Genomic DNA, 24,434 nt, shown 5'->3' with positions numbered 1-24,434 from the left:
CCTACTAATATGAAGAAAACAAGGGGGTTCCAACAATGGGCAAACGTAAATTTGGTTTAGCTTTATCGATGGTTCTAGCTGCAAGCACACTACTTGGCGCATGCGGAACGGATAAAGCGAAAGACAAAGAAGGTACTACAAACGGTTCGAAAGAAGATACTTTTTCAATCGCAATGGTAACTGATACAGGCGGTGTTGACGACAAATCGTTCAACCAATCTGCTTGGGCAGGAATTAAAGAATACGGCAAAGAGAATAATCTTGAAAAAAAGGATGGTGGATTTGACTATCTACAGTCTAAAGAACCAGCCGATTACGCACCGAACTTAAACAAACTTGTCCAACGTGACTTCGACCTTATTTTCGGGATTGGTTTCCTTATGAAAGATGCAATCGAAGAAATCGCAACACAGCGTACTGACAATCAATTTGCGCTTGTTGACGAAGTTTCTGATCTGCCTAACGTAGCAAGCCTTATGTTCAAAGAGCAAGAAGGTGCATTCCTTGCGGGTGTTGCAGCTGCTCGAATGACAAAATCCGATAAAATCGGCTTTATTGGCGGTATGGAAATTCCCGTTATCGAACGTTTTGAAGCTGGATTCCTTGCAGGTGTTGCTGCAGTGAAACCTGAAATAAAAGTGGATGTACAGTACACAGGCGACTTTGCAAAAGCTGAACTTGGTAAAGCAACAGCAAATCGTATGTACACTTCAGGCGTAGATATTATTTTCCACGCTGCCGGCGGTTCTGGTAATGGTGTATTCTCTGAAGCTAAAGAACGTAAAAAAGCAGATCCAGATGCATATGTATGGGTAATCGGCGTTGACTCTGACCAGTACGATGAAGGTAAAGTAGGCGACGATAACATTACATTGACTTCAATGCTTAAACGTGTTGACATTGCAGTTAAAAACACGGCAGATCTAGCTGCTAAAGGTCAATTCCCTGGCGGTGAAGTAACAACTTTCGGTCTTGCTGACAATGGTATTGCACTTGCTGATTCGCACGGAGCAATTCCACAAGATGTATTAGACGAGGTTGAAAAATTCACTAAGCAAATTGCCGACGGTGAAATCGAAGTTCCAGAATTCAGAGCTAAAAAATAATAAAAGAAATAAGCAATCATGAAGGCCGATTTATTTCGGTCTCCATGATTCTCCTTTAAATTACTAGAAGAAAAGATACCGTTCAAGGTTTCTTTTCTTCTGTTAATTTAACTTCATTCAGCAAGTTTTTTGTACTGAAAGCGAAGTGTTAGCAACAGAAGTCTCCCACTTCTATAAATGGTGAGATGAATGCAAACGAAGCCTCCGACGGATGTCACAGATTTTGCAGAGAGTTAAAAACTCAATTCAAAACTTTGATGCTATCATACCGAGGCGTGATTGATTCTTACATACGCAGACGCGAGGGAGTGAACCTAGTGGAATATGTTATTGAAATGTTAAATATCCGAAAAGAGTTCGGTAATTTTGTTGCGAACGATGATATTACGCTTCAGCTTAAAAAAGGTGAAATCCATGCTTTATTAGGCGAGAACGGGGCAGGGAAATCTACGTTAATGAACGTGCTGTTTGGGCTTTATCAACCTGAAGGTGGAGAGATTCGGGTACGGGGAACAGCGACGGCTATTACAGATCCGAACGTCGCGAACAGATTGGGTATCGGAATGGTTCACCAACATTTCATGCTTGTTGAAAATCTAACTGTCACTGAAAATATTATTCTGGGTAATGAACCGAAAAAAATGGGCATGATCAACGTCAAAGACGCTGCCAAAAAAGTGGCCGAGATTTCGCAATTATATGGACTTGATGTAGATCCTTATGCAAAGATCGAAGATATATCGGTCGGTATGCAACAGCGGGTAGAAATTTTGAAAACGCTTTATCGTGGAGCAGAAATTCTTATTTTCGATGAACCGACTGCATCTTTGACACCGCAAGAAATCACGGAATTAATTTCAATTATGAAGAAACTGATTGAAGAAGGAAAATCGATTATCATCATCACACACAAACTTCAGGAAATAATGGATGTCTCCGATCGGGTGACGGTTATCCGCAAAGGTAAAGGGATTGGAACAGTTATTACTTCAGAAACAAATCCGGAAGAGCTAGCAACATTGATGGTAGGACGTCAAGTAACATTTAAAACGGAAAAAGGGCCGTCCTATCCAGCCGAAGAAGTTCTCCTAGTAGAAAATCTAGTTGTTGAAGATTATCGCGGAATTCCGAAAGTGAAAGGATTAAATCTATCCGTTCGTAAAGGTGAAATCGTAGGAATCGCGGGAATTGACGGCAATGGACAGTCAGAATTGATTGAGGCAATCGCGGGTCTTCGCAAAGTGAAAAGCGGGAAAATTTTCATAGATTCAAAGGATGTTACTGGGAAAAAGCCACGTGAAATAACAGAATCCGGTCTCGGTCATATTCCGCAAGACCGTCATAAGCATGGCCTTGTTCTCGATTTCACTGTTGGCTATAATGTGGCGTTGCAAACGTATTACAAAGAACCTTTATCAAAAAAAGGCATTATGAATTATAAACTCGTATCTAAGAAAGCAAAAGAAATCATCGACATGTTTGACGTGCGGACACAAGGTGAGCAAGAGTTAGTCCGTTCGCTTTCAGGCGGTAATCAGCAAAAACTCATAATTGGACGAGAAGTAGATCGTAACCCGGAATTACTGATTGCAGCACTTCCAACACGTGGTCTTGATGTCGGGGCAATTGAATTCATTCATAAAAAGTTAATTGAACAACGTGATAATGGCAAAGCAGTTCTTCTTATTTCATTTGAACTAGATGAGGTCATGAATGTTTCTGACCGTATTGCAGTTATTTACGACGGAGAAATTGTTGATACAGTTATTCCGACCGAAACAACAGAGCAGCAACTCGGCCTACTCATGGCAGGACACTCCAGGGACAAGGGCGCTGTTACGCTGAAAGAAGGTGATGATAACCATGTCGAATAGGTTTGTAAATATACTGGTACCCATCATCTCGATTATTTTGGGATTGTTAGTGGGAGCAGCCGTAATGTGGTTCAGCGGATACGATCCGGTTGCTGGCTATATCGCGTTATGGAATGGAATCTTTGGGGATATGTATTCAATCGGAGAAACAATCAGGCAAATAAGCCCTTATATACTAGCGGGTCTTGCGGTTGCATTTGCGTTCCGCTCAGGGCTGTTCAATATTGGGGTCGAAGGACAATTGATTGTTGGCTGGTTTGCAGCGGCATATGTCGGCATGGCATTTGAATTACCGATATTCATCCACTTGCCACTTGCCCTTATTGCGGCAGCAGTAGCAGGAGCGCTGTGGGGATTGATTCCAGGTATTTTAAAAGCAACACTTCATGTACACGAAGTTATTGTAACAATAATGATGAACTACATCGCACTTCATACAGTAAATGCGTTAATAAAAGCAGTTTCTGAAGGTGGATATAAGACAGAGAAAATCCACCAGACGGCGTCGCTACGTTCAGATTTCTTATCTAACTTGACTGATTTCTCAACCTTACATTACGGAATCTTTGTCGCACTGGCAATGGTTGCAGTTATGTGGTTCATTTTGGAGAAAACGAAAACCGGTTATGAGCTTAAATCGGTCGGATTTAACGACCATGCATCTCAATATGCGGGAATGAATGTGAAAAAGAACATTATTCTTTCGATGGTTGTTTCTGGCGCTTTCGCAGGGCTTGGAGGAGCGATGGAAGCTCTTGGGACATTTGGGAACATAGTGACACGTAGTGCGTTTACGGGAATTGGGTTTGACGGGATCGCGGTTGCCTTACTAGGTGCTAATACGCCACTAGGTGTTATTTTTGGGGCCTCCCTGTTTGGTTCGTTAAAATATGGAGCCGGGAATATGCCGAATGAGGCAGGGGTACCAGTTGAAATTGTTTCAATTGTAATCGCACTTATCATATTCTTTGTTGCATCGGGCTATATCATCCGAGTTCTTCTTAGCAAGATGAAAAAGAAAAAGGAGGCAAAGTGATATGAGTTTTCTAGAGATAGTATATTTCATCATTCCGTTATCCATTTCATACGCTGCCCCTCTTATTTTCACTGCAATCGGAGGCGTGTTCTCGGAACGTGCAGGTGTAGTTAACATTGGACTTGAAGGACTCATGGTAATGGGTGCTTTTATCGGTATTATATTCAATCTAACTTATGCCGATGCATTTGGCTCTTGGACACCATGGATTGCCTTACTTGTAGCAATGGTTGTTTCCGCAATCTTCTCCATTATGCACGCGGTCGCATCGATTACATTCCGTGCTGACCAAGTAGTATCAGGGGTTGCCATTAACATGCTAGGGATTGCTATTGCTTTGTTCTCTGTAAAAATGATTTTTGACAAAGGACAGACGGATTTCATCCAACAAAGCATTCCGCGTTTCAACGTTCCAATTTTACATGACATTCCGGTTATCGGACCAATGTTTTTCACTGGGATTTATGGTTCATCGATATTGGCAATTGGCCTTGCTTTTTTAGCTTGGTTCATCATTTATAAAACACCATTCGGTCTTCGTCTAAGGTCGGTTGGGGAACACCCGATGGCTGCTGATACAATGGGCATCAACGTAACTAAAATTCGCTATATTGCGGTTATCATTTCAGGTGGTCTTGCTGGTATTGGTGGCGCTATCTATTCTCAAACAATGACGAATGATTTCAGTCATGCGACAATTAACGGACAAGGATTCATGGCACTTGCTGCAATGATCTTTGGTAAATGGCATCCGATTGGTGCAATGGGAGCTGCATTGTTCTTTGGGTTCGCACAAGCACTTGCTATCAGTTCATCAAGCATATCGTACTTGGAAAATGTTCCGGCTGTTTATTTCCACATTTTGCCGTATGCATTAACCATTCTTGCGCTAGCAGGATTCATTGGAAGAGCAAATGCACCAAAAGCGAGTGGACAACCGTATATCAAAGGAAATCGTTAAAAAGTGAAAATGCCCCGATAGTCTGTTACGTTGGACTTAGGGGCATTTTTGGGCCTTCAGCATACGATATTTCATATAAGTTACGATGCATCCGCTAGTTTATTTGCATCTTTTGACTTATGGAATGTATAGTGAAGTGAGGATTCCGCATATTAACTAAAACAGAGGTGTTTATATGTTCAAAAAAGTTGAGCTACAAGAGGGCGTCACATTATATATCCGCAAGTCAGAACAGTTCAAAACTGTCAATTTCTCGGTCAAGTGGAAAACGGCTCTTGATGAAAAGAAATCGGCTCCTCGCGCAGTGTTGGCGAATATTTTAGAAGAATCTAACGGTCGATACCGGTCACAAACTGAGTTCCGCAATGCGTTAGATGAATTATACGGAACAGTATTGTACACAGATGCTGGAAAACGTGGAGAAACGCATATCGTGTCTCTATCAGCTGAATGTGTAAATGACGAATATCTATCTGAAGGTGGCGTGCTTGAAGAAGTACTAAGCTTGATCAAGACAGTCATTTTTGACCCGAATGTCGTGGACGGACAGTTCGATGAAACAGTTGTTAACCGTGAAAAAAGGTCTGTGAAAGAGCGAATTCGTTCGCTTTACGATGACAAGACACGTTATGCTCAAAAGCGTATGCTTGAATTATTACGTCCCGATAGCGCCGCATCTGCACCGTCATATGGAACGGAAGAGGGTGTAGATGCACTTACATCTGCAGACCTATTTGCAGCATACGAAAGTATGCTAAACGAAGATGAAATTGATATCTACGTTGTCGGTGACATTGACGAAGATGAAATGACAGAAAAAATCAGGTCACTATTAACATTCAATAGCCGTAAAGTGCATGAACGTCAAACTGCTACACAACAAACGGCGACTCAAGAAATGGAAGTCCGTCATGTTCGCGAAAAACAAGACATGAAACAAGGAAAACTCCATTTAGGCTTCACCACTCCAGTTACATTCCGTCACCCTGATTATGCGAAAATGCAAATGACAAACGGAGTTTTCGGCGGTTTTGCGCATAGTAAGCTTTTCATTAACGTCCGTGAAAAAGAAAGCATGGCGTATTACGCATCTAGTTCCTATTCTTCGCATTATGGACTTCTCTATGTAATGGCGGGAATTGATGCTGAACTGGAAGAAAAAGCCGTGAAACTTATTAGTGAACAACTTACTGCACTTCAACAAGGTGAAATTACAGACCTTGAAATGGAACAGACAAAAGCCTTACTTGCTAACGGCATTAAAAGTGCGTTTGATTCTGCAAGAGGACAGATTGAAGTATTTGATCAATACAAAGAGCTGGATGAAAATTTCACAGCAGATACAATCATTGCTGGCTGGGAATCCGTTACAAAAGACGATGTTAAAAATATGGCATCTGAAATTAAACTAGAAATCGTCTATCTGTTATCGGGCAAGGAGGCTAATTAATGATGAAGAATATTCACTTCGATAATTTACAGGAAACATTATATAATGAAAAACTCGACAATGGTTTGGACGTCTATATTTTACCGAAACGTGGATTTTCGAAAACATTCGTGACGTTCACGACTAAATATGGTTCAATCGACCGGACATTTATCCCGCGTGGAAAAACAGAGGAAGTGACAGTTCCTGATGGCATTGCCCATTTCCTTGAGCATAAAATGTTCGAAAAAGAAGATGGGGACGTATTCCAAAAGTTTAGTGTGCACGGTGCATCTGCCAATGCGTTTACATCATTCACACGAACTGCTTATTTGTTCTCTGCTACGGATAAATTATATGACAATACTGAAATTCTTCTTGATTTTGTACAGGAGCCGTACTTCACGGAAAAGACTGTTGATAAAGAGAAGGGTATTATTGCCCAGGAAATAACGATGTATGATGATCAGCCGGATTGGCGTCTCTATTTCGGTACGATCGAAAACCTGTTTCATGAACATCCCGTGAAAATTGATATCGCTGGTACGGTCGCATCGATTCAAGATATCACGGCGGACTATTTGTATGAATGCTATGAAACGTTCTATCATCCGTCCAACATGGTGCTTTTCGTTGTAGGTGCTGTTGATCCGGAAGAGATGATGGCATTCATCAAGAAAAATCAAGATGCAAAAACATTCGATGATCCTGCAGAAATTGTACGTAGTTTCCCTACTGAAAAGGATACCGCAGCAATCACTGAGCGGAAGCTTGCAATGGACGTATCGAAGCCGAAATTGAATATTGGTATGAAATGTACTAATACAGATATTGATGGAGAAGAGATGCTCATTCAGGAACTTTCAGCGGGTCTAGTTCTGGATATCCTGTTTGGCAGATCATCCGAATTCTATACAGAAACGTATAATGATGGACTTATTGATGAGTCGTTTTCTTATGATTTTACAATGGAGAATGGCTTCGGTTTCGCAATGATTGGTTCTGATACAGACCAGCCGGAACAACTCGAAAAAGCAATCCGAACAACTGTGAAAAACACCGTTGAAACATGGCCAATCACGGACTTGGAACTTAATCGAATGAGGAAAAAGAAAATTGGTCAATTCATGCGTTCTTTGAATTCTCCGGAGTTTATCGCCAACCAGTTTACTCGCTATACGTTTAACAACATGAATTTGTTCGATGTTGTTCCAACACTTGAGAAATTAACGCTCGAAAACTTGAAAGATGCATTCCAAACGTTTTCGGATGAAAGCGGTTATACGGTCTATTCAATTGTTCCAGCTGATAAGGCAGAATGACGGAACAGAAATACTGCGTTGTACTTGGTGCATCAGGTGGAATAGGCGATGTGATTAGTCGAACATTAGCGGCTGCAGGCTGGTCGCTATTCCTTCATTACAATGAAAATGCTGCACATGCTACTCTTTTGAAGCAGGAACTGAGTATGACCTATCCGCAATTGAGTTTTAAAAAAGTCCAAGCAGATTTCAGTGCACAAGATGGAGCAGAATTACTCGTCCAACAAGTTCGTACTATTAGTGCTGTTGTTGTTGCAAATGGGCAATCGATGATGAAACTGTTGACGGAAACAAGCACTGAAGACATGGATGCACTATGGAAAGTCCATGTACAAAACCCCGCACGATTTATAAGTCTGGTATCTCCACAATTACGCAAGTTTGAGCAATCGTACGTTGTCATGATTGGCTCGATATGGGGTAATACGGGGGCGGCAGGAGAAGTGATGTACTCCGCTGTGAAGGGGGCGCAACACGCATTTGTGAAAGCATACGCGAAAGAAGCCGCCTTTTCAGGAATACGCGTCAACGCTGTGGCACCTGGGTGGATAGAAACGCGAATGAATAGTGACATACCATTAGATGAACGACAGATGGTTATCGATGAAATACCACTTATGAGTTCCGGGACACCAGCACATGTCGCTGAAGCAGTTAATTTCCTGTTAAGCGGCAAGGCGGATTATATGACAGGTGAAATTATGAAAGTGAACGGCGGCTGGTATATTTAACTTAATTCAGTTTAAGCCTCCGGTGATAGCACGAATTTTGAAGTGCGTGGAAAGGCAACAAGGGGGGATGTAGTTCAATCCCTCCCCGTAGCATACCTGCATCATGGAGGCATGCAAGCGCAATTCAAAATTTGTACGCAATGTAATTGATTGGGGAAGGGGATTAAAACAATCCCCTTTTTCCTTTTCATAATGCATTTAATCAGCTATCATAGAACTATATTACTTCTTGTGCGTCATATAGTAGTGCGTGTTCAAAAAAAAGGACAAAGGAGTGTGTGTCTGATGGGTGAATGGTATCTTGAATATGAAATTCAGGTTAACCGGCCTGGCCTTCTGGGTGATATTTCGTCGTTGCTCGGAATGTTGCGCGTGAACATTGTTACAATTAATGGTGTTGATGGCGGACATCGTGGAATGCTGCTACGAACTGACAACGACGACCAGATAGCGCGTTTTGAACAAATCGCCGAGACGATGGAAACAATTCATGTAATAAAAATCCGTGAGCCAAAGTTGCGCGATATTCTAGCGGTCAGGCACGGACGTTATATACAGCGTGATGCAGACGAAAGGAAAACGTTCCGTTTCCTTCGAAATGACCTTGGGATTCTTGTTGATTTCATGGCTGAAATATTCAAACAGGAAGGCCATAAATTGATTGGTGTTCGCGGGATGCCACGAGTAGGGAAGACGGAATCAGTCGTAGCGGCAAGTGTTTGTGCTAATAAAAAGTGGATATTCCTTTCGTCGACGATGATTAAGCAAACGTTGCGGAAAAACTTAGCGGGCGATGAGTTTTCAAAAGATAATATTTTCATCTTGGACGGTATCGTTACGCGTAAGGCGGAGGACGAACGTCACATGCAACTTGTCAGGGAAATGATGCGAATGCCCTCTATAAAAGTTGTGGAGCATCCGGATATGTTTGTTCAGCATTCGGAATACAGTATTGAAGACTTTGATTATATTATTGAATTAAGAACAGAACCAGATCAAGAAATTACATATGAAATGATGGAAAAAAACCATATGATGTCCGACCATGGAATAACGGATGGATCGGGTTTATTCAACTTCTGATAGGCAGGTGTTTTTGGTGACCGGATTAGGTGATCGTCTCAAGCAGGCGAGAATGGCTAAAGGATTTACATTGGATGATTTACAGTCAATAACGAAAATACAGAAACGGTACCTCTCCGGTATCGAAAATGAAGATTACAGCATGATGCCTGGATCTTTTTATGTACGGGCATTCATCAAACAATATGCAGAGGCAGTAGGTCTAGATTCTGATGAAATGCTATCTATGTATAAAAATACGTCTCCTGAAGTGCCATCCGAGGAAGAGGCGGGTCAGCGTGCTTCGTCGACATTGACACGTAAAAGAGGTTTAAGAAATAATGATCAGTTAAATGAAATGATGCCGAAAATCATCGTCGCTTTATTTATTATCGTTATCGTGGTTGTTATTTGGACCCTCTATCAAGGGTCATCTGGCAAGAAAGATGATGTGAATGGCGTCGAAACGAATCAACCGGTAATAATGGAAAATAGTAAACCAACTCCTCCTAAGAAAGACACGGAAAAAGTAGAAGAAAAGCCTGTGGAGGAAGAGGTAGAACCGGAAAAACCGGAACAGACTTTAGCTTTTGAAAGCGCAAGCGGAGAAACATCAGTGTACGGACTAACTGGAGCAGAATCGTTCAAACTTGAAATCCGTTTAACCGGGGGATCTTGGATTGGTGTAAAAGATAATTCCGGAAAAGAATGGATGACACCTGCACGTATTATGGTAGCAGGGGAATCGATTGAATTTGATGTGACGGCTACCGATTCTGTACGAATCCGTGTTGGGCGTCCTAAGTCTACAGAAATATATGTCAACGGTGTGTTACTTGAATACGGTGTGCCACCACAGGATACTGTTCCACAAAATATTATGATTGAATACAAGAAAGAGTAATAGTCATCTACTTTAGATGACTATTTTCTTTGAAAGGAAAGGTGTATTTTATGAATTTGCCAAACAAAATAACCGTATCACGCGTTCTGCTCATTCCAGTTTTTATGGTTTTCATGCTAGTTGATTTTAAATTGGGCACTATAACTATCGCTGGTACAGAAATGATGAAAGAACATTTAATCGGTGGACTTATTTTTATTATTGCATCTATAACAGATTGGCTTGATGGGTATATCGCTCGGAAAAATAATCTTGTTACCAATATGGGGAAATTTTTGGATCCGCTGGCGGACAAATTGCTTGTTTCTGCTGCTTTGATCATACTTGTTGAACTTGGAATAGCACCGTCATGGATTGTCATCATTATTATTAGCCGGGAATTCGCTGTGACGGGTCTTAGGCTTATCCTTGCAGGCGGAGGGGAAGTCGTAGCGGCCAACCAGCTCGGGAAAATTAAAACGGTGGCACAAATCTTAGCCATTACTTCGCTGTTGTTGAATAATATATTTTTCGAGTCGATTGGTGTACCATTCGGTGTCATCATGCTTTACATCGCGCTCTTCTTTACAATTTGGTCAGGTTTCGATTACTTCTATAAAAACAGACGTGTACTGGTTGATTCAATGTAAGGGGATGAGTAGCTATGAAGGCAGAAATTATTGCAATTGGCTCAGAGTTATTACTTGGACAAATTACGAATACGAATGCTAAATTCATTTCGTTAAAACTCGCAGAAATTGGTATCGATGTTCATTATCAGACGGTCGTGGGCGACAACCCGGATCGTTTGGATGAAGTGATTGAAATTGCAATGAAACGTGCAGATATTCTAATCTTTACAGGCGGACTTGGACCGACGAAAGATGACATGACAAAAGAAACCATCGTGAAACATATCGGTACAACATTAGTCAGCGATGACGAGGCACTTCTTTATATTCAGCAATATTTCGAACGTAGCGGTAGGGTTATGACGGAGAATAATAAGAAACAGGCACTAGTGTTTAAAGGCGCGAAAGTCTTAGCAAACCGAAAAGGAATGGCACCCGGAATGGCTGTTGAAAAGGATGAAGTACGCTATATCCTTCTACCAGGTCCACCGCATGAAATGGAGCCAATGTTTACGGATGAGGCGATTCCTTATTTGTTAGGTGTTACTGGCAAACAGGAAGTAATAACTTCGCGAGTTCTGAAGTTTTACGGTATTGGGGAGGCGGAGCTTGAACACCGGATTCAACCCATTTTGGAAAAACAAACGAATCCGACAGTTGCGCCGCTGGCAACAGCTGACGCGGTCACATTGCGCCTCACTGCAAAAGCACAAACGACCGATGCAGCGTTGAAGCTGATTGCACCTATAGAAGAGGAAATACGTCTACTAGTAGGAGACTACATCTACGGAACTGATGATGATACATTGGCATCCAAAGCTGCAGAACTTCTCATTCGAAACGGTTGGACAATAGCTGCTGCGGAAAGTCTGACGTCAGGTCTATTTATGGCAGAACTGGCCGGTGAACCAGGGATTAGTTCGTCACTAGAAGGTGGCATTGTCGTCTACAATGAGAAATCGAAAGTAGAACAACTTGGTATTGAGCAGTCCCTACTTGCGGAGTATGGTGTCGTCAGTGCAGAATGCGCGGCTGCCCTTGCGGTAAACGTGAAACGAACGTTCAAATCGGATATTGGAATTGGTTTAACAGGTGCGGCAGGCCCAGATCCACATGATGGGAAGCCAGTCGGCACTGTGTGGATTGGTATCGCTTCTACGAATGCAGAGACAGAGACATTTAAGTTGTTACTATCGGGTTCAAGAAACGCAAACCGTCTCAGAGCAGCAAGATTTGCGCTCTATTATCTGATTAAACACCTAACTACAAAAGAAGGCCAAAGTTAAGATTTAAGCCGTTTTCTCAATTAAAAATGTTAAACACCCAGGTATTCTCACTTATATATTTAATTCGAGAAAATTAATCGAATAAATGTTCGCTTTTTGATTGAGTATTTCTCATTAAAGGAGTATACTAGAGGTAGTAAGAAAAACAGAAACATTACCTTGAGGGAGGAAATAAATTGAGCGATCGTAAAGCCGCCTTAGAAATGGCGTTAAAACAAATAGAAAAGCAGTTTGGTAAAGGATCTATTATGAAACTGGGTGAAAAAACAAACCTGGAAGTTGAAACTTCTTCTACGGGCTCCCTTGCTCTTGATGCTGCACTCGGCATAGGCGGATATCCACGCGGCCGTGTCATTGAAATATACGGACCTGAAAGTTCTGGTAAAACGACTGTTGCCCTTCATGCCATTGCAGAAGTACAAGCAGCTGGAGGAACTGCTGCATTCATCGATGCTGAACATGCGCTCGATCCGATTTATGCGCGTAAGTTAGGCGTTAACATCGATGAATTATTACTTTCTCAGCCTGACACGGGAGAGCAAGCGCTTGAAATCGCTGAAGCGCTTGTACGAAGCGGTGCAGTTGATATTTTTGTCGTGGACTCCGTTGCTGCGCTTGTACCTAAAGCAGAGATTGAAGGCGAGATGGGAGATTCGCATATCGGGTTACAAGCCCGTCTTATGTCACAAGCATTGCGTAAACTTTCCGGTGCCATTAATAAGTCAAACACAATCGCGATATTTATTAACCAAATCCGTGAAAAAGTCGGCGTTATGTTCGGAAGCCCTGAAGTAACTCCAGGCGGGCGCGCATTGAAGTTCTACTCTTCAGTACGCCTAGATGTAAGACGTGGAGAAGCGATTAAACAAGGCAATGACATAGTGGGAAATAAAACACGAATCCGCGTTGTGAAAAATAAAGTTGCACCTCCGTTTAAAACAGCGGAAGTTGATATTATGTACGGAGAAGGAATTTCTCGAGAAGGAGAAATTATCGACCTTGGTGCCGAAGCCGAAGTTGTCCAGAAGAGTGGATCTTGGTATTCCTATGAAGGAGAACGACTCGGACAGGGACGAGAGAATTCGAAACAATTCTTGAAAGAAAACCCGGATATCCGTTCGGAAATCGCCAACAAAATTCGTGAATCATATGGACTTGCAAGCTCAAACTATGTGATTGGTGCTCATGAAGTAGACGAAGATGAAGAGTTGGAACTACTACTTGGTGAAGAATAAGTTAAACAAAAAGCCGATTCGTCCTCTTAGTAGGGCGTGATCGGTTTTTATATATTCTCCGAAAAAACTATTATTATTCCAAGAATAATGTGTCTCAAAGACCTGTGTATCCTTGACATGTCAAATTTACATAGATACAATTAGAATTGTATAATTTCATTCCATTGAAATGAATTTGGCAGTATGTTGTACGTTGATATATGAGCCGACTGAAAATGAAAAGAATAGCAAGAGGAGGTGACCTGGATGTCATTAGGATTGATTATCTCCGCTTTGCTCGGTCTGCTCGTTGGTGCCGTTGTTACCTATTTCTTTAATAAGAAAGTGAACGATTCAAAAGTGAGTGGTGCCAAATTTACGGCAGAACAAATCGTCGAAGAGGCGAAGCGTGAAGCGGATGCTCTTAAAAAAGAGGCACTACTAGAAGCGAAGGATGAAACTCACAAACTGAGAATTGAAGCGGAATCAGAGATCCGTGAACGAAGGGCGGAACTGCAAAAACAAGAAAGCCGTCTTTTGCAACGGGAAGAAAATCATGACCGTAAAGATGAAGCTCTCAATAAAAGAGACGCAGGTCTGGAGCGCAAAGAAGAAGCGCTTACCGGAAGACAACAGCATATCGAACAGATGGAACAAAAAGCGGAAGAACTTGTTTCGGTTCAGAAAACTGAACTTGAAAAGATATCATCACTGACACGTGATGAGGCGAAAAGGCTCATCCTTAGTGAAGTGGAGAAAGAACTTGCTACAGATATCGCTGTAATGACAAAAGAGTCAGAGCAACGAGCAAAAGAGGAATCGGATAAAAAATCGCGTGAAATCCTTTCCATCGCTTTACAACGTTTTGCAGCAGACCACGTTGCTGAAACGACTGTGTCGGTAGTTAATCTACCGAACGATGAAATGAAGGGCCGTATTATCGGTCGTGAAGGACGTAATATCCGAACACTCGAAACGTTGACAGGAATTGACCTAATAATCGACGATACTCCAGAAGCGGTCATCTTGTCAGGCTTTGATCCGGTACGTCGGGAAACTGCACGACTTGCATTAGAGAAACTTGTACAAGATGGACGAATTCACCCAGCACGCATTGAAGAGATGGTTGATAAATCGAGACGTGAAGTGGATGAACTCATCCGCGAAACTGGAGAACAGACAACTTTCGATATTGGCATTCATAATCTACACCCAGATCTTATTAAAATCATCGGAAGATTGCGTTTCCGCACAAGTTATGGCCAAAACGTCTTGAAGCATTCAACAGAAGTTGCTTATCTAGCAGGTTTATTGGCGGCAGAACTTGGAGAAGATGTTACGCTTGCACGACGTGCTGGACTCCTTCATGATATCGGAAAAGCGATTGACCATGAAGTAGAAGGAAGTCACGTTGAAATTGGTGTTGAACTTGCAACGAAATACAAAGAACATCCTGTTGTTATTAACAGTATCGCATCCCATCATGGGGATACTGAAGCGACATCAGTCATTGCCGTATTGGTTGCAGCAGCAGATGCATTATCCGCTGCAAGACCAGGAGCGCGCAGTGAAACGCTTGAAAATTATATCCGCAGACTGAAAAAACTTGAAGAGATTTCTGAATCGTACGACGGTGTGGAGAAATCATTTGCCATCCAGGCAGGACGCGAAGTTCGAATTATTGTCCGCCCAGACCAAATCGATGATATTACAGCCCATCGTCTAGCACGAGATATCCGGAAACGGATTGAAGAAGAGCTCGATTATCCAGGACATATTAAAGTAACGGTCATCCGTGAGACACGGGCGGTCGAATACGCAAAATAAAGAAAAGGGGGTTTCCGTGCATTTCGGTCCGGGAGCCTCTTTTTCTATTGGGAGAGATTATTTTATGAGAGTATTATTTATAGGTGATATTGTAGGATCGCTAGGACGAGATATGGTATTTGACTATTTACCACGACTCAAAAGGAAGTATAACCCTGATGTTATTATTGCGAACGGGGAAAATGCAGCAGCAGGGAGAGGAATCACAAAAGCGATATTTGATGACCTGCTCCGTGCTGGAGTAGATGTTGTAACAATGGGTAATCATACATGGGACCAAAAAGAGATTTACGATTTTATCGATGATACAGATTACCTTATCCGTCCTGCGAACTTTTCAGATGAAGCACCTGGTAAAGGGATGACGACAATTTCACGTAATGGTGTGACATTATCTATCATCAATTTGCATGGCCGGACATTTTTACCTCCGCACGGCGATCCGTTTGAAAAGGCAGAGGAATTGGTAGCGGAAGCAAGAGAGATTTCTCCGCTTGTCTTCGTTGATTTCCACGCCGAAGCGACAAGTGAAAAAATCGCAATGGGTTGGCATCTTGATGGGAAGGCATCTGTTGTTGTAGGAACGCACACGCATGTCCAAACAGCGGATGACCGCATTCTGCCAGGTGGAACAGCCTATTTAACTGACGCGGGCATGACGGGCCCTTACGATGAAATCCTGGGTATGAAAAAAGAAGACGTCATCTATCGTTTCCGTACGAATTTACCAGTTCGTTTTGAAGTTCCTAAATCAGGACGTACCCAATTGAACGGACTCTTTGCAGTATTAGATGATGAAACAGGAAAAGCTATCAGAGTTGAACGTGTTGCCATCAATGCTGACCGTACATTCAAAGGCTGACACGCGTCTAAACATCACCTCCGAATCATAGGATGGTTTATGGAGATTTCCGATCCATAGACACCGAAAAATAAGGAGGAATCATGTTGAACCCATTGAAAGTATCATCTCGCTCGAATCCGAATTCTGTTGCAGGAGCACTCGTTGCAGTTATCCGGGACCAGGGATACGCAGAAATGCAGGCAGTAGGTGCTGGTGCCTTAAATCAGGCAATAAAGGCAATTGCAATTGCACGTGGATTCGTCGCTCCAAGTGGCGGAGATCTCATCTGTGCACCCGCTTTCACTGATATCGAGATTAACGGTGAAGGACGTACAGCATTGAAATTACTTGTTGAAAAACGACAGCGTAATATGTAAATTAGAAAGAGTCAAGACCACAGGATAAGTTAATTTCCTGTGGTCTTTTAGTTGTATCACGAGAGAAAGTTCTTTTTTGAAGATAAGACTAAGTTTTTAGCTTTGAATGGTGTCTAGGCTTCAGGCTTCAGGCGCCAGACGCTCGGAGGCTAACAGGATGTGAGTCACGCAGCTGTTGCCGCAGGACGCGGCGCACTTAGGCTGGGTTCCTTGAAAGCCAGCCCAGCTATGCGGCAAAGAACGCCGCTTCGCCGTTCCGTCTTATGCCTGTCGCGTCTAAAACGGCGCCTTCCGCTTTTCATAACTGTGACAAACAACCGACAAAGCTTTGACTTCTTGTACAGGTGGTCAACAATTAAGTATAATGAAATCATACGTTAAAATTCCCAAGGCTTTGTATGAAAGGGGACAAGTTAAATGAACGAGGAACAGCGATTGAATGAAGGACTAGTGAAGCCGAAACTAGCAAAAACTGCTGACAAGGACTATAGCCACTATTTTCAGACAGCCTACGCACCGCCTTCTTTGAAAGACGCTAAAAAACGTGGCAAAGAAGAAATCGCTTACTACGATAACTTTGAAATTGACGAGCGTTTCCGTGAAATGGGGGCGAATCGGAAGTTTTATATACGGACATATGGTTGCCAAATGAATGAACATGACACAGAAGTGATTGCTGGTATTTTAATAGGCCTTGGATATGAACCGACAGACACCGTTGAGGATGCGAATGTCGTTTTGCTCAATACATGTGCCATTCGTGAAAATGCCGAAAACAAAGTGTTTGGGGAGCTAGGTCATTTACAATCGTTGAAAAGAAGAAATCCTGACGTCTTAATCGGCGTATGTGGTTGTATGTCGCAAGAAGAATCAGTTGTTAATAAAATTCTTAAAAAGTATGATCAGGTTGATATGATTTTCGGAACACATAACATCCACAGGTTACCCCATATTTTAAATGAGGCCTATTTATCAAAAGAAATGGTCATAGAAGTGTGGTCAAAAGAAGGTGATATTATTGAGAACCTTCCAAAAGTCCGTCACGGAAACATTAAGGCTTGGGTCAACATTATGTATGGCTGCGACAAGTTTTGTACGTATTGCATCGTGCCATACACGAGGGGCAAGGAACGAAGCAGACGTCCGCAAGATATTATCCAGGAAGTACGGCAGTTAGCGGCAGAGGGCTATAAGGAAATTACATTGCTTGGTCAGAACGTTAACGCGTACGGAAAAGATTTTGACGAGACGAGTTATCGTTTTGGCGATTTAATGGATGATTTAAGCAAAATCGACATACCGAGAATCCGTTTCACAACTAGCCATCCCCGTGATTTCGATGACCATCTAATCGAAGTGCTGGCGAAGGGCGGCAATCTAGTCGATCATATTCACCTTCCCGTTCAATCGGGTTCCAGCAGCATTTTGAAAATTATGGCGCGAAAATATTCGCGTGAACATTATCTTGAGCTCGTGGGGAAAATTAAAAAAGCGATACCGAACGTTACATTAACGACGGATATTATCGTTGGATTCCCGAATGAAACGGACGAGCAATTCGAAGAGACAGTATCCTTGTACAGGGAAGTTGGTTTCGATATTGCTTACACGTACATTTATTCGCCACGGGATGGCACGCCGGCTGCAAAAATGGCTGACAATATTCCGATGGACGTGAAAAAAGAGCGTTTACAGCGATTAAATAAAGTCGTCAATGAATTATCCGCAGAAGCGATGAAACCTTACAAAGGTAAAATCGTTGAGGTACTTGTTGAAGGCGAAAGTAAGCGTAATCCGGAAGTTCTCGCTGGATATACGGAGAAGAGCAAACTCGTCAATTTCAAAGCACCCCAATCTGTAATTGGTAAAATAGTTAATGTGAAAATAATAGAGGCCAAAACATGGTCACTCGACGGTGAGTTTATCGGCGTAGTAGAAAAGGAAAAGGTGATGTCATAATGGAAAAGTTATATTCGAAAGATGAAATTATCGCAAAAGCACGCGAGATCGCAGTAATGATTGCGAACACAGAACAAGTGGAGTTTTTCAAGCGGGCAGAAGAGCAAATTAATGAAAATCAAAAAATCCGTGAAAACATTGCAAGTCTAAAATCATTGCAAAAGCAGGCAGTCAATTTCCAACAGTACGGAAAAGAAAGAGCGTTGGGTATCATTGAAGGTAAAATCGAAAAAATCCAAGGTGATATTGACGAAGTTCCTATTGTTCAGGAATTTAAACAATCACAAGGCGAAGTGAATGATTTACTTCAACTTGTATCGAACACAATCGCAAACACTGTCACAGATGAAATCATCAAAGCGACAGATGGCGATGTAAGACGTGGAGAAACGGGTTCTTATATAAAAAATACGACATATGAAAAACTATAAGTAAGTATACCAATCGGTGGGAAAATATTTCCTGCCGATTTTTCTCACTCTCTGGGCTTCTGTTGCATAAGATGGATTGAAGCGAATGGAGGAGGAATCGAACTGAAAAATTTACGTCAGATCGTGACGAAGACGGTTATTGCCAAGGGGAAGAAGCGGACTGAGACGACTGTGACACTGAAGCCGCCAAATAGTCCGACGAGTATACTCGGATGTTGGGTCATCAACCATACACATCAGGCGAAAAAGGTCGGTAAATTCATCGAAGTTACCGGTAAGTTCGACGTCAATGTTTGGTATTCCCATCAAGAACATTCAAAGACATCTGTGTTTACAGAGTCAATTCCTTACAAGGACCGGATTCGTTTGCATTATCGAGACGAACCGACATCTGGGCATGAAGAAGTCATCGTTGATGTTATCCAGCATCCGAACTGTACAGAAGCGGTTATTTCGGAATGTGGTGAGAAGTTCTGTATTACGATCGAACGAGAATTGATGGCAGAAGTTGTTGGCGAAACAAAAGTCTGTATTACGGTCCATCCACAAAGTTTTGAAGAGGAATGGTCATTCCGTGATGAATCATCATCACATGATCATGACCACAGTCCAGGACATGAGCAAGCGCAAGTGCGGGGCAGTGACCAAGGGCATAGTCAGAAACAAGGTAGAGAATCATCGTCATTTTGAGAGCCGGCAAACACTACCGGCTTTTTTTCTTTTTGATGGATTTCGTGGGTGTGCAGGTACGCACCCTTCATAGCCGAAGTTTATGATGATAAATGTGTCGTTGAGATTTGAATTGCAAAGTTGCCATTAGAGCGGTGAAGTTGCGGTTAGAATCGTAAAGTTGCAATTAGAACGGTGGAGTTGCAGTTAGAATCGAAATGTTGCAATTAGAATTACGAAGTTGCAATTACACAAATACCGGACTCTTCGTTGTCCGGTATTTGCTTAGATTTTTGAAGACCGTAAAAATCACGCAGAACTTGGGCTCTTCGTTGCCCAAGTTTGTTATAATAATAAAAAATAGAATTTGTAGCGAGGTTAAAAAATGACAACACACACACCAATGATCCAACAATATTTAAAAGTGAAATCGGAACATAAAGATGCCTTTCTGTTTTTTAGATTAGGCGATTTCTATGAACTGTTTTTCACGGATGCGGAAGAAGCATCTCAAATTCTTGAAATTACATTAACCAGTCGGGATTCTGGGAGTCGAGATCGGATTCCGATGTGCGGTGTACCCTATCATGCGGCTGCAGGTTATATAGAAACGCTCGTACGAAAAGGGCATAAAGTGGCTATTTGTGAGCAGACGGAAGATCCAAAAGAAGCAAAAGGCATCGTCAAAAGGGAAGTCGTTAAAATTATTACTCCTGGTACGATGACCGAAGGAAAAACAATTGATGCGAACACGAATCATTTCATCGGATCGGCTGACATTATTGATGGCAATAAGTATGCACTCGCTTATCTTGACCTAGCAACTGGTGAAGGTAAAGTGGAGTCTGTGGAAGGCGACGAGCGGACGCTGATTGCCGAAATTGAGGCACTGGGTATGAAAGAAGTCGTTGTCGATGAAGGACTGCATCTCGCTCTCAGTGATAGCATGGCGAAACGCAGTATTGTATTGTCCATCGAGTATGGCGAGGAACAGTTCGATATGGAGAATCTTTTTGGTGCAATTCCAAACGAGGTCAAGGAAGCGTGTAGCATGCTCGTATCTTATGTTAGGCGCACACAGAAAACGGCACTCGATCATATACGTCCATTCGAATTTATCCAGAAACAAACGAAACTATCCATTGATGCCAATTCAATGCGTAATCTGGAACTCATCCAATCAATTCGCAATGGTAGCAAGGATGGCACGCTTTACTGGTTGCTTGACGAGACTGTTACAGCGATGGGCGCCCGTAAATTAAAAATGTGGATTCATCAGCCACTAGCTGAGAAAAGAGCAATTGAAAATCGACTGGATGCAGTAACTGAACTTATTGAAGAGTTTTTTCTGCGGGATGAATTGAAGACAAGCCTAAAAGAAGTATACGATTTAGAGAGACTCGCTGGGCGAATTTCGATGGGAAGCGCGAGTGGGAGGGATCTTGCACAACTTCGTAACTCACTCCGTCGTGTCCCAAACATCAAAAAAGCACTTCATGAATCAGAAAGACCGTTACTAAATCAGTTTTCCGAACGAATTGACGGTTGCGAAGAAGTGCTACACATTCTTGAACTAGCAATTGCTGAAAATCCGCCACTATCCGTTAAAGAAGGCGGCATCATCAAGGATGGCTACGATGAAAAACTCGACCAATACCGTGATGCTTCAAAAAATGGTAAGGCGTGGCTTGCAGAACTCGAACGCGAGGAACGCGAGCGGACAGGCATTAAATCTTTAAAAATAGGATACAACAGAATATTCGGCTATTATATAGAGATTACGAAATCCAATATCCACCTTGCCGATTTGGAACGATATGAAAGAAAGCAGACGCTTGCGAATGCTGAACGTTACATAACTCCTGAGCTAAAAGAGAAGGAAGATCTTATCCTCAATGCGGAAGCGGGAGGACTAGAGCTAGAGTATCAGTTATTCAGTAAGGTTCGGGATTCCATGAAAACACATATTAGGCATATTCAGCATCTTGCAAGTGTCTTAAGCGAACTGGATGTCCTTCTTTCATTCGCAGCGGTTTCGGAAAAGCGTAACTACGTAAAACCAGTATTTCACGATGGAAAAGCATTGGAAATCAAGAACGGGCGTCATCCGGTCGTTGAAAAGATGATTGACCATTCTCTTTATGTTCCTAATAACTGCAAATTGACTGATGAAGCGAATATGTTGCTTATCACGGGACCAAATATGTCCGGTAAAAGTACATACATGCGGCAAGTAGCGCTCATTGTCGTGATGGCGCAGATTGGCTGCTACGTACCTTGCGATCAGGCGTCACTTCCTGTTACCGATCAAATATTCACAAGAATTGGTGCAGCGGATGACCTAGCTTCAGGACAAAGTACGTTTATGATGGAAATGATGGAATCTCAATTCGCAATCGCAAATGCAACTGCACAAAGTCTTCTCCTTTTTGATGAAATCGGACGCGGTACTTCAACATATGATGGTATGGCATTAGCGCAGGCGATGATGGAACATATTCACAATGAAATTGGAGCGAATACACTGTTTTCTACCCATTATCATGAGCTGACCAATTTGGATAATGAACTATCTCGACTTGAAAATGTTCATGTCGCTGCAATGGAACAGGATGGAAAAGTCGTCTTTCTCCATAAAGTGATGGCGGGGCCGGCTGATAAAAGTTACGGAATTTACGTTGCGGATCTTGCAGGTCTACCCGAATCGCTTCTCAACCGAGCAAAAACATTACTCACTACATTTGAAAATGTGGAAAAACGAACGGTTCATGAAGATGAACCAACGCAATTGAACTTTTTTGATATTCAACACGATGAGCAGGTTACCTTGTCGGCAGAAGAGCAAGATGTGCTGACTAATCTGAACGATGCTGATCTACTTAATATGACACCGTTCCAGGCACTGCAATACATCCATGAATTGAAAGAAAAGCTCAGACCTAAGAAAGGGTGAGACCGATAGACATCATCAAAGTGATGGACGATACGCTGTCCAATAAAATCGCTGCGGGCGAAGTCGTCGAACGTCCTGCTTCCATCGTGAAAGAGCTCGTTGAAAATGCGATTGATGCAGAAAGTACTGTGATTGAAATTGGACTTGAGGAAGCCGGTCTACTGACAATTCGTGTAACAGATAACGGCAATGGCATGTCTAAAAAAGATGCTGTTCAAGCGTTTGAGCGGCATGCAACAAGTAAGATATCAAATGACCATGATTTATTCCGAATTCGAACGCTTGGGTTCCGGGGAGAAGCACTTGCGAGTATTGCATCCGTGTCCAAGATAATTATGTGGACTTCTGACGGAGAAACAGAAGGCACAGAAGTCCAAATTGACGGAGGTCGACTTGTCAAACATGATAATGCGGCATTCCGCAAAGGAACGGACATTACTGTTTCTCAATTGTTTTTCAATACGCCTGCACGCCTAAAATATATGAAAACAATTCAAACAGAACTGGGCCATACAATCGATCTTGTCAATCGACTTGCACTAAGCCATCCTACAATTGCGTTTAAACTCTCGCATTACAGTCAAGTACTATTGCAGACAGCGGGAAGCGGAGATCAACGCCGTGTACTTTCAGATATCTACGGTATAGCTGTCGCCCGTAAAATGGTGAGCTTCGCGGGTGAGAATGCGGATTACAAAGTTTCGGGTCATGTAACATTGCCCGAAATGACACGTGCGTCAAGAAACTATATGACGTTAATCGTCAATGGCAGATGGGTGAAGAGCAATGCGATCAATCATGCAATTCTAGATGCATTCCATACGTATTTGCCGATTGGACGCTCTCCAATCTCGGTTATCAACGTTGAAGGGGATCCCTATTTGACAGACGTCAATGTGCATCCTTCCAAACAACATATCCGCATGAGTAAAGAGGGCGAGTTACTGGCGCTCATTAAAGAATCTATCCAGAAGGCTATTCGGAAAAACACAATCGTTCCTGACGCTATAAAAAAAGAACCTGCCAAGAAAAATCAATCTGAACAAGTAAATATGTGGAATCAATTCCGAACAGAAAAGCCAACAACAGTGGCAGCACCGTCAGTACCGTCAATGCAACCACTAGAAAAACCAACGTACGATTCTTATGATCTTCCTGAAAATGATCCCGTTGAACAAACGCCTTGGATGGTCAATGAACCGCAGATTGCCCTAGAAGAAGGTGAACAACAAGAAGTAGATAAAAAATTCCCGGCTCTAGCGCCAGTAGGGCAGGTTCATGGTACCTATATTGTTGCGCAAAATGAAGACGGTTTCTTCATGATTGACCAGCATGCAGCCCAAGAACGAATAAAGTATGAGTTTTTTAGGGATAAATTGAGTGAGACGGATAATGAAGAACGTCAAATGTTACTAATTCCTCTTATGTTCCATTACTCAGCAGACGAGAAAACGAAAATTGAGGAAAACATGAGTATGTTGCAGGAAGTCGGTATCTTCCTAGAGGAGTTTGGACCTTCTTCCTATGCGGTAAAAGAATATCCATCTTGGTTTCCAACAGGAGAAGAGACGGTTATCATCGAAGATATTATTGAGCAAGTGTTGACTACACGAAAAATTGATATCGGTAAATTGCGTGAAGAAGCAGCCATTATGATGAGTTGTAAACGCTCCATCAAAGCAAATCACCATTTGACACTAGCAGATATGGAAAGGCTGTTGAATGATCTATCTGCAGTCGACAATCCATTTACTTGTCCACATGGCAGGCCGGTGCTTATCCATTTCACGACGTATGAACTGGAAAAAATGTTCAAAAGAGTGATGTAGGCAGCAGAT

General features: G+C 42.3%; 20 protein-coding genes. All 20 read left to right on the top strand.

The annotated features are described in order from the left end of the window. Positions 1–35: 35 nt before the first annotated feature. A complete protein-coding gene (locus ACGLYD_RS12185; RefSeq protein ID WP_067211109.1) occupies positions 36–1,106 on the top strand; it encodes a BMP family protein in 1,071 nt (356 codons plus the stop codon). Positions 1,107–1,423: 317 nt separating this feature from the next. After that, entirely contained in the window at positions 1,424–2,980 is a 1,557-nt protein-coding gene (locus tag ACGLYD_RS12180) for an ABC transporter ATP-binding protein (protein WP_067211106.1), read from the top strand. Continuing rightward, on the top strand, positions 2,970–4,016 hold the full coding sequence (locus tag ACGLYD_RS12175) for an ABC transporter permease (protein WP_067211104.1): 1,047 nt from the start codon (positions 2,970–2,972) through the stop codon (positions 4,014–4,016). Before ACGLYD_RS12180 ends, ACGLYD_RS12175 begins: the two co-directional genes overlap by 11 nt. A 1-nt stretch (position 4,017) precedes the next feature. Next, complete coding sequence (locus tag ACGLYD_RS12170) at positions 4,018–4,977, top strand: ABC transporter permease (RefSeq protein WP_067211102.1); 960 nt, start codon at positions 4,018–4,020, stop codon at positions 4,975–4,977. Between the two features lie 175 nt (positions 4,978–5,152). Then, entirely contained in the window at positions 5,153–6,427 is a 1,275-nt protein-coding gene (gene yfmF, locus ACGLYD_RS12165) for an EF-P 5-aminopentanol modification-associated protein YfmF (RefSeq protein ID WP_399628136.1), read from the top strand. A gap of 2 nt (positions 6,428–6,429) precedes the next feature. Beyond that, positions 6,430–7,728 (top strand): EF-P 5-aminopentanol modification-associated protein YfmH, encoded by a 1,299-nt coding sequence (yfmH, locus tag ACGLYD_RS12160; RefSeq protein WP_067214010.1) that lies wholly within the window; start codon positions 6,430–6,432, stop codon positions 7,726–7,728. Then, complete coding sequence (ymfI, locus tag ACGLYD_RS12155) at positions 7,725–8,459, top strand: elongation factor P 5-aminopentanone reductase (RefSeq protein ID WP_399628133.1); 735 nt, start codon at positions 7,725–7,727, stop codon at positions 8,457–8,459. The genes yfmH and ymfI overlap by 4 nt, the downstream gene beginning before the upstream one ends. A 285-nt stretch (positions 8,460–8,744) precedes the next feature. After that, entirely contained in the window at positions 8,745–9,542 is a 798-nt protein-coding gene (locus ACGLYD_RS12150) for a DUF3388 domain-containing protein (RefSeq protein ID WP_067211096.1), read from the top strand. Positions 9,543–9,594: 52 nt separating this feature from the next. Next, positions 9,595–10,425 (top strand): helix-turn-helix domain-containing protein, encoded by an 831-nt coding sequence (locus ACGLYD_RS12145; RefSeq protein WP_067211093.1) that lies wholly within the window; start codon positions 9,595–9,597, stop codon positions 10,423–10,425. A 50-nt stretch (positions 10,426–10,475) separates the two neighbouring features. Then, positions 10,476–11,054, top strand: a complete 579-nt coding sequence (gene pgsA, locus ACGLYD_RS12140; protein WP_067211090.1) for a CDP-diacylglycerol--glycerol-3-phosphate 3-phosphatidyltransferase — start codon at positions 10,476–10,478, stop codon at positions 11,052–11,054. Between the two features lie 14 nt (positions 11,055–11,068). Continuing rightward, positions 11,069–12,322 carry a competence/damage-inducible protein A gene (locus ACGLYD_RS12135; RefSeq protein WP_399628130.1) on the top strand — a complete coding sequence of 418 codons (1,254 nt, stop codon included), beginning with the start codon at positions 11,069–11,071 and terminating at the stop codon, positions 12,320–12,322. Between the two features lie 176 nt (positions 12,323–12,498). Continuing rightward, complete coding sequence (gene recA / locus ACGLYD_RS12130; RefSeq protein ID WP_067211085.1) at positions 12,499–13,557, top strand: recombinase RecA; 1,059 nt, start codon at positions 12,499–12,501, stop codon at positions 13,555–13,557. 246 nt (positions 13,558–13,803) lie between these two features. Continuing rightward, a complete protein-coding gene (rny, locus tag ACGLYD_RS12125) occupies positions 13,804–15,363 on the top strand; it encodes a ribonuclease Y (protein ID WP_067211083.1) in 1,560 nt (519 codons plus the stop codon). A 64-nt stretch (positions 15,364–15,427) separates the two neighbouring features. After that, a complete protein-coding gene (locus ACGLYD_RS12120) occupies positions 15,428–16,225 on the top strand; it encodes a TIGR00282 family metallophosphoesterase (protein WP_067214009.1) in 798 nt (265 codons plus the stop codon). A gap of 86 nt (positions 16,226–16,311) precedes the next feature. After that, positions 16,312–16,584 (top strand): stage V sporulation protein S, encoded by a 273-nt coding sequence (locus ACGLYD_RS12115; protein WP_067211081.1) that lies wholly within the window; start codon positions 16,312–16,314, stop codon positions 16,582–16,584. 417 nt (positions 16,585–17,001) lie between these two features. After that, on the top strand, positions 17,002–18,543 hold the full coding sequence (miaB, locus tag ACGLYD_RS12110; RefSeq protein ID WP_399628125.1) for a tRNA (N6-isopentenyl adenosine(37)-C2)-methylthiotransferase MiaB: 1,542 nt from the start codon (positions 17,002–17,004) through the stop codon (positions 18,541–18,543). Further along, complete coding sequence (locus tag ACGLYD_RS12105) at positions 18,543–18,974, top strand: RicAFT regulatory complex protein RicA family protein (protein WP_067211076.1); 432 nt, start codon at positions 18,543–18,545, stop codon at positions 18,972–18,974. The genes miaB and ACGLYD_RS12105 overlap by 1 nt, the downstream gene beginning before the upstream one ends. A 123-nt stretch (positions 18,975–19,097) precedes the next feature. Beyond that, positions 19,098–19,664: an outer spore coat protein CotE gene (cotE, locus tag ACGLYD_RS12100; RefSeq protein ID WP_231885693.1), complete on the top strand. Its 567-nt coding sequence runs from the start codon at positions 19,098–19,100 to the stop codon at positions 19,662–19,664. A 364-nt stretch (positions 19,665–20,028) separates the two neighbouring features. Further along, positions 20,029–22,596: a DNA mismatch repair protein MutS gene (mutS, locus tag ACGLYD_RS12095; RefSeq protein ID WP_399628121.1), complete on the top strand. Its 2,568-nt coding sequence runs from the start codon at positions 20,029–20,031 to the stop codon at positions 22,594–22,596. Positions 22,597–22,601: 5 nt separating this feature from the next. Then, complete coding sequence (mutL, locus tag ACGLYD_RS12090; protein ID WP_399633211.1) at positions 22,602–24,425, top strand: DNA mismatch repair endonuclease MutL; 1,824 nt, start codon at positions 22,602–22,604, stop codon at positions 24,423–24,425. Positions 24,426–24,434 lie beyond the last annotated feature (9 nt).

This window comes from Sporosarcina sp. SG10008, assembly GCF_044569405.1.
Classification (GTDB): Bacteria; Bacillota; Bacilli; order Bacillales_A; family Planococcaceae; genus Sporosarcina; species Sporosarcina psychrophila.
Note: the sequence above shows the minus strand (reverse complement) of the source record. Positions and strands in the feature narration are given on the sequence as shown.

What these genes read in the sequence shown, in the direction of transcription:
- miaB (WP_399628125.1), top strand. Translation starts at nt 17,002, where the DNA reads ATGAACGAGGAACAGCGATTGAATGAAGGACTAGTGAAGCCGAAACTA.
- mutS (WP_399628121.1), top strand. Translation starts at nt 20,029, where the DNA reads ATGACAACACACACACCAATGATCCAACAATATTTAAAAGTGAAATCG.
- ACGLYD_RS12105 (WP_067211076.1), top strand. Translation starts at nt 18,543, where the DNA reads ATGGAAAAGTTATATTCGAAAGATGAAATTATCGCAAAAGCACGCGAG.
- ACGLYD_RS12170 (WP_067211102.1), top strand. Translation starts at nt 4,018, where the DNA reads ATGAGTTTTCTAGAGATAGTATATTTCATCATTCCGTTATCCATTTCA.
- rny (WP_067211083.1), top strand. Translation starts at nt 13,804, where the DNA reads ATGTCATTAGGATTGATTATCTCCGCTTTGCTCGGTCTGCTCGTTGGT.
- ymfI (WP_399628133.1), top strand. Translation starts at nt 7,725, where the DNA reads ATGACGGAACAGAAATACTGCGTTGTACTTGGTGCATCAGGTGGAATA.
- ACGLYD_RS12150 (WP_067211096.1), top strand. Translation starts at nt 8,745, where the DNA reads ATGGGTGAATGGTATCTTGAATATGAAATTCAGGTTAACCGGCCTGGC.
- ACGLYD_RS12135 (WP_399628130.1), top strand. Translation starts at nt 11,069, where the DNA reads ATGAAGGCAGAAATTATTGCAATTGGCTCAGAGTTATTACTTGGACAA.
- ACGLYD_RS12185 (WP_067211109.1), top strand. Translation starts at nt 36, where the DNA reads ATGGGCAAACGTAAATTTGGTTTAGCTTTATCGATGGTTCTAGCTGCA.
- yfmH (WP_067214010.1), top strand. Translation starts at nt 6,430, where the DNA reads ATGAAGAATATTCACTTCGATAATTTACAGGAAACATTATATAATGAA.
- yfmF (WP_399628136.1), top strand. Translation starts at nt 5,153, where the DNA reads ATGTTCAAAAAAGTTGAGCTACAAGAGGGCGTCACATTATATATCCGC.
- ACGLYD_RS12120 (WP_067214009.1), top strand. Translation starts at nt 15,428, where the DNA reads ATGAGAGTATTATTTATAGGTGATATTGTAGGATCGCTAGGACGAGAT.
- ACGLYD_RS12145 (WP_067211093.1), top strand. Translation starts at nt 9,595, where the DNA reads ATGGCTAAAGGATTTACATTGGATGATTTACAGTCAATAACGAAAATA.
- ACGLYD_RS12175 (WP_067211104.1), top strand. Translation starts at nt 2,970, where the DNA reads ATGTCGAATAGGTTTGTAAATATACTGGTACCCATCATCTCGATTATT.
- pgsA (WP_067211090.1), top strand. Translation starts at nt 10,476, where the DNA reads ATGAATTTGCCAAACAAAATAACCGTATCACGCGTTCTGCTCATTCCA.